The organism is Flavobacterium sp., assembly GCF_003525665.1.
Lineage (GTDB): Bacteria > Bacteroidota > Bacteroidia > Flavobacteriales > Flavobacteriaceae > Flavobacterium.
Window position 1 is genome coordinate 3,574 of record NZ_DQDX01000039.1, and the last position, 5,437, is coordinate 9,010.

The 5,437-nt window shown below is 32.2% G+C and carries 5 protein-coding genes; all 5 read right to left on the minus strand.

The genetic code is table 11. From position 1 onward, the window contains the following. Positions 1–57: 57 nt before the first annotated feature. The 5 genes from dnaG to DIU01_RS03065 all read right to left on the minus strand — a co-directional run bounded on the left by dnaG (position 58) and on the right by DIU01_RS03065 (position 5,289). Positions 58–2,037: a DNA primase gene (gene dnaG / locus DIU01_RS03045; RefSeq protein ID WP_290831782.1), complete on the minus strand. Its 1,980-nt coding sequence runs from the start codon at positions 2,035–2,037 to the stop codon at positions 58–60. 139 nt (positions 2,038–2,176) lie between these two features. Then, entirely contained in the window at positions 2,177–3,277 is a 1,101-nt protein-coding gene (locus DIU01_RS03050) for a hypothetical protein (RefSeq protein WP_290831783.1), read from the minus strand. Between the two features lie 28 nt (positions 3,278–3,305). Beyond that, positions 3,306–4,049: a hypothetical protein gene (locus DIU01_RS03055; protein WP_290831784.1), complete on the minus strand. Its 744-nt coding sequence runs from the start codon at positions 4,047–4,049 to the stop codon at positions 3,306–3,308. Then, positions 4,036–4,596 carry an RNA polymerase sigma factor gene (locus DIU01_RS03060; protein ID WP_290831785.1) on the minus strand — a complete coding sequence of 187 codons (561 nt, stop codon included), beginning with the start codon at positions 4,594–4,596 and terminating at the stop codon, positions 4,036–4,038. The genes DIU01_RS03055 and DIU01_RS03060 overlap by 14 nt, the downstream gene beginning before the upstream one ends. 138 nt (positions 4,597–4,734) lie before the next feature. Further along, complete coding sequence (locus DIU01_RS03065) at positions 4,735–5,289, minus strand: hypothetical protein (protein WP_290831786.1); 555 nt, start codon at positions 5,287–5,289, stop codon at positions 4,735–4,737. Positions 5,290–5,437 lie beyond the last annotated feature (148 nt).

The window sequence follows — 5,437 nt, forward strand, 5'->3', positions numbered from 1 at the left end:
TAAATTCCAAATTCCAATTTTATCGTTGGGATTTGGAATTTTTGTTTTGGGATTTTTCTAGTTATGTCTTGAGATTACTCTTCCAAGTTTTTTGGAGAATACGTTGGTTAATCCTAGATAATCTACTACCATCGATAAGGTTTCGGAATTATCGGTTTCGGCGTCTTTTGTTACTGAAGTTTTTAATTCGTCTATAATTTTATTGACTAGAAACCATCTTAAAGTAAGAATAGTTTCAGAAACATATTGACTTATGGTTTTGTCTTTGGCTTTTACAAATATGTTTTTGGCTTCCCAATTGTGTAATGCTTCGCGCTCGTCGTTCATGAGAATTGTAGTCACTTCTTGAGCCAATTCTGACGGTAATTGCGATAAATATTGATCTAATTCGAACGATTCGTTTAGATTATAATAGTTAATGATATCGTTGTAAATACTTCTGAATAAAGGATTTGCTAGTTCGATTTCGTCTTCTTGTAAACTTAAAAAAATACGTTGGTGTACTTTGTATTTATTCATCTCTTTCACTTCTTCCATCTCGCCTCGTTCGTTGGCTTTTAAGTGAATGTCTTCAAAATCATCTTCTACGTTTCCGTAAAGTAATAGGATTTCTATAATTTTATGTTCGAGTTCAAATTGGATATCGACATTTGCAGCAGCAACAACATTTTCGTTTTTATGAACTTCAAATGAGGTTTGTTGCTCTTCTTTTTGCTTTTTACCTAACTCAGAAATATCTTTTTTAACGAGTTGAGCCAAAGTATTAAAAAGTACATCTTCGGAAATTTCCATGATTCTAGAAACTTCTTTAATGTAAACTTCTCGTTTAATTCTGTCTGGAATTTTAGAAATACTAGCCACCATATCTCGAATTAGCTCGGCTTTCTTGATAGGATCGTTCTTGGCATCTTTCATTAAAAGTGATGCTTTGAATTGGATAAAATCCATCGCATTTTCTTCCAGATAAGCTGTCAAATCTTGTAATGGTGTTTTTTTTGCAAAACTATCTGGATCATCGCCATCTGGAAAAGTGCAGACTTTTACGTTCATTCCTTCTTCTAGAATCAAATCGATTCCTCGAATGGAAGCTCGTAAACCAGCCGCATCACCGTCAAAAAGAACAGTAATATTTTTGGTCAATCGGTTAATTAATCGGATTTGATCTGGTGTTAAAGCCGTTCCAGATGAAGCTACGACATTTTCAATTCCGGTTTGATGCATTTGAATAACATCGGTATAACCTTCGACTAAATAGCAATTATCTTGTTTGGCAATGGCTTGTTTGGCATGAAAAATTCCGTACAAGACTTTGCTTTTATGGTACAAATCACTTTCTGGTGAATTTAAATATTTGGCTGCTTTTTTATCGTTGGTTAGAATTCGACCTCCAAAACCTAAAACTCTACCAGACATGGACTGAATTGGAAACATCACACGACCTTTGAATCGATCAAATTGCTTGTCTTCACCTACAATTGTGAGTCCGGTTTTTTCTAGAAACTCTAATTTATATCCTTTTCCGAGCGCTTCTTTTGTAAAAGCATCCCATTGATTGGGTGAATATCCTAAATTGAATTTCTTAATGGTATCGTTTGTGAATCCGCGTTCCTTAAAATACGTGTAGGCAATTGCTTTTCCTTCTTCGGTATTTAAAAGTACGTCTTGAAAATATTTCGATGCAAATTCGGAAACTAAAAAAAGACTTTCCTTTTCGTTAGCAACTTCTTTTTGCTCGTCTGAAAGTTCGGTTTCTTCAATTTCGATATTGTATTTTTTGGCTAAATATCGAATGGCTTCTGGATAGGAAAAATGTTCGTGCTCCATGATGAACGCGATGGCATTTCCTCCTTTTCCGGATGAAAAATCTTTCCAAATTTGTTTTACTGGCGAAACCATGAACGAAGGCGAACGCTCATCTGAAAACGGAGACAATCCTTTGAAGTTGCTTCCGGCGCGTTTTAATTGTACAAAATCGCCGATAACTTCCTCTACTCGAGATGCTTCGTAAACTTTATCTATGGTTTCTTTGGTAATCAATTTTGAAAAAAAGTTTAAGAGTTTATATGGTTATAAGTTTAAAAGTTTGAGGGTTTAAAGTTACCAATTTTTAAATAAAAAAACCTACAAGGTTAATGAAAACCTTGCAGGTTGCACTATAAATAACCTAACAAATTTCTTAATTGAAATCGAAACGCAATCCTAATGAAACATTATTTTGTTTGATTGCATTGTCTTGAAACAACGGATTTAAATCGTATTTTAGATACAAACTTGTTTGTCCGTAACCAATGTAAGAACTCACACCATAGATGAAATTACTTGCGTTAAAATCGCCTTTTGCTTTTACATCATAGTCGATATCGTCTATTTTGTATTCTGTTTTTTGTTTTGATTTGATTCGTACTCCAGCATAACCACCAATTCCGAAACGGAAGCTTTGATGTGTTCTAAAAATTGCTTTATCGTCTTTAATTTTTTTCTCTGTAAAATCAAATTCTAAATGTAAAGGCGCAACCAAATAAACATTTCTAAAACGAGAACTTTTTAAGTTTATCGGACTTGTTTCTAAGTTGGTTTGATCACCATCAATTACAAAAACTCTATTTTGAGTTGGTCGTAAATCGTTGTACATTACCGAAGCTCCATATTTTAAATGCAATAAATTATTGTTTTTGGCGAGGCGTGTATTGTAAGTTAAACCCCATTCGTAGAATCGAGAACCCATAAATTTGAAATCCGAATTTTCTACAGAACCGTCGGTTACTACATTATTTAAACCCAATGCAAAAACGAATTGTGATGTAGTGCGTCTTTCACTATTTTCTTTGTACTTTCTCTTATAAACTCTTTTAATTCCATCAGCATCTATATAAGTACTATCTTTAACTTTAAAAGAAATTGAATATCTTTTTCCTTCAAATAGTATACTGTCTTTTGAAGTTTCAGAATCATCAGAATTGATTTTTCCGTTCACTTTTTGCTGAACTAAATCTTTCAATTCTTCTTGAGCAACGGCTACTTTATTTTCGATAATTGTAGCTCTAGCTTGTGCTAAATCTTGCTTTTTTTTATCGGCTTGCGCTTTGGTAATTGTTCCTTTTTCAAACTGAACGTTTACTTCCTCAACCTCAACTTTTAATGCTTCTTTTTCTTCTGTTGTGATTTTTTCGATTTTGTTTGCAATAGCTTTTGCTTTGCCTTCAAAAGTTTCTTGTGCTACCATTTTGCTTGCAAAAAGGCATAGTAATAGTGCTAAGTAAATTGTAAAATTTCTCATGATGATTTAATTTAATGATTAATGATTTTTATTCCTGATTTCTATTGGCAAGTGCCAGTTTTACTTCTTGGTAATTTCTACTAATTCTATTGATGGCTTTTTGTCTAAAACTTTGCTCTAATTCTCCGTCGACTTGAGATAACAAAGTATTGGCGTTTACTTTTACAGAAGGTTTTTTTGTGCTTTTAGATTCGTTTTCTACCGATGCTAATAAATCGTCAACATTAACATTGTTAGGTTTAGAAACTACGATTTCTTTTCTAGTTTCAATTCGCGGAAGGTCTTTTTGTGCGACATCTCCGTTTCCTAAAAATTCTATTTCTTTGTTTTTGTTGATGATTGGATTAACTGTAGTTTTTTGATTGTTTTGATTGAAACTCTTTGATGATTTTTTGTTTATTGTTTGTGATTTATTGTTTGTAGTTACTGCAACTTGTTCTTCTGATTGAACCGGAATTGAATTAATTTCTTTCACTTCATTATTGTTTTCCTCTGAAGTATTTATTTTAACTGATTCTTTTACAACAACTGATTCTTGAATGTCAATATCGGTATTTTCTTGATTTATAAAGTACAAACCAACAGATAGAAAAACCAAAACGCTGGCAGCAATTCCAATAAATTTGGATGTCAAAAACGGAAAACGCTTTGTTTTTTTTTCTTCAGAAACTGATAGCATAGCGTCTAATCTGTCCCAAGCCATTTCGGTTGGTTGGATTTCGCGAGAATTTAGTTTCTCTTTTATTTGATTTTCTAATTTATTCGGTTCCATTGTTGTAATTTTTTAGTTTGCTGATGTTCTCTTGTAAAACCTTTCTGGCATGAGACAACTGCGATTTTGATGTTCCTTCATTTATCCCTAACATTGTTGCAATTTCTTGATGTTTATAACCTTCTATTGCATACAGATTGAAAACCATTTTATATCCGTCGGGCAAATTATCTATTAAAAATTGAATATCGTCGACTGAAAACTGGCTTTCAATATTGTTAAAACTTTCTTCAAAATAATTCTCGTCTTCAATGAACTTAACTTTCTTTTGAACTCTAATAAAGGAAATGCATTCGTTTATCATAATTCGTCTTATCCAACCTTCAAAACTTCCTTCGTGTTTAAAATTTTTCAGATTGGTGAAGACTTTCATAAAAGCGGTAATCATAATGTCTTCGGCTTCGTGCAAATCTTTTATGTATTGCCTGCAAACACTTAGCATTTTTGGAGAAAATTTAGAATAAATCTTATGTTGCGCATGACGATTGTTCTCGACAGCCAGTTCGATTAATTCTCTTTCTTCTTGATGTAAGTTGATTACTTTCATTTTTAGTGTTCAGTGTTCAGTGCTCAGTGTTCAGTGTTCAGTGTTCAGTATTTAGTATTCAGTGTTCTGTTATTTGCATTAAAAACAGACTTCTATTTACATAGACGATTATAGTTGCAAAATGGTTGCATGGAAAAATTAATTATTTGAAAAAACTTCTCTTTTTGTTCCGTTATCTAGATCGAATACCATTATTTTCTGTACTTCACCAGATAAATCTTTCATACCATTTTCTTGTTCTATAAAAACAATTTTGTTGGTTTTAGTATTAATCTGCCAATTTTTCAAACTAAAATCCTCAGTTGAAATTGGAGTAACTTTAAAATCATTAAGCGAAATCAAGTATAATTTAGATACAAAACCTGATGCTTTTGGCAGTCTTTTTTCAACTTCAGAATAACATTCTACTACGACAAATTTTGAACCAAGAAAGTTGGCCTCAATATCAGTGTGTACTTTTCTGATGTTTGTCTTTTCAGCAAGTACAACCTCATTAGTTTTTCCTGTAATGGTATTAATAAAAACCATCTTGAAAGGTTCATTGCTTCCACCAGTTTTAGAAAAATTTGAGGTAAATGTCACCGCATAGTCGGATGCCTTTATGTTTTGTAATGACCCAAAATTAGTTCTGTCAGCTTTTTGGGCAGTTGCAGCAGCAAAAACAAAGAAAAGTAAGAATGTTAGTTTTTTCATGATACTAATGATTTCTATTTTGATAGACGATTTAAGTTATAAAATGGTTGTATTTAATTATTTAAAAAAAATAAGTTATACTTTAATTTACTGAATGTAAATATATTAAAAAAAATATTTCTTGTGCGATTCCTGCGGAATGACAAAC

Excerpts from the sequence above, each read along its gene's own strand:
- DIU01_RS03065 (WP_290831786.1), bottom strand. The coding sequence starts at position 5,289 with ATGAAAAAACTAACATTCTTACTTTTCTTTGTTTTTGCTGCTGCAACT.
- DIU01_RS03050 (WP_290831783.1), bottom strand. The coding sequence starts at position 3,277 with ATGAGAAATTTTACAATTTACTTAGCACTATTACTATGCCTTTTTGCA.
- DIU01_RS03060 (WP_290831785.1), bottom strand. The coding sequence starts at position 4,596 with ATGAAAGTAATCAACTTACATCAAGAAGAAAGAGAATTAATCGAACTG.
- DIU01_RS03055 (WP_290831784.1), bottom strand. The coding sequence starts at position 4,049 with ATGGAACCGAATAAATTAGAAAATCAAATAAAAGAGAAACTAAATTCT.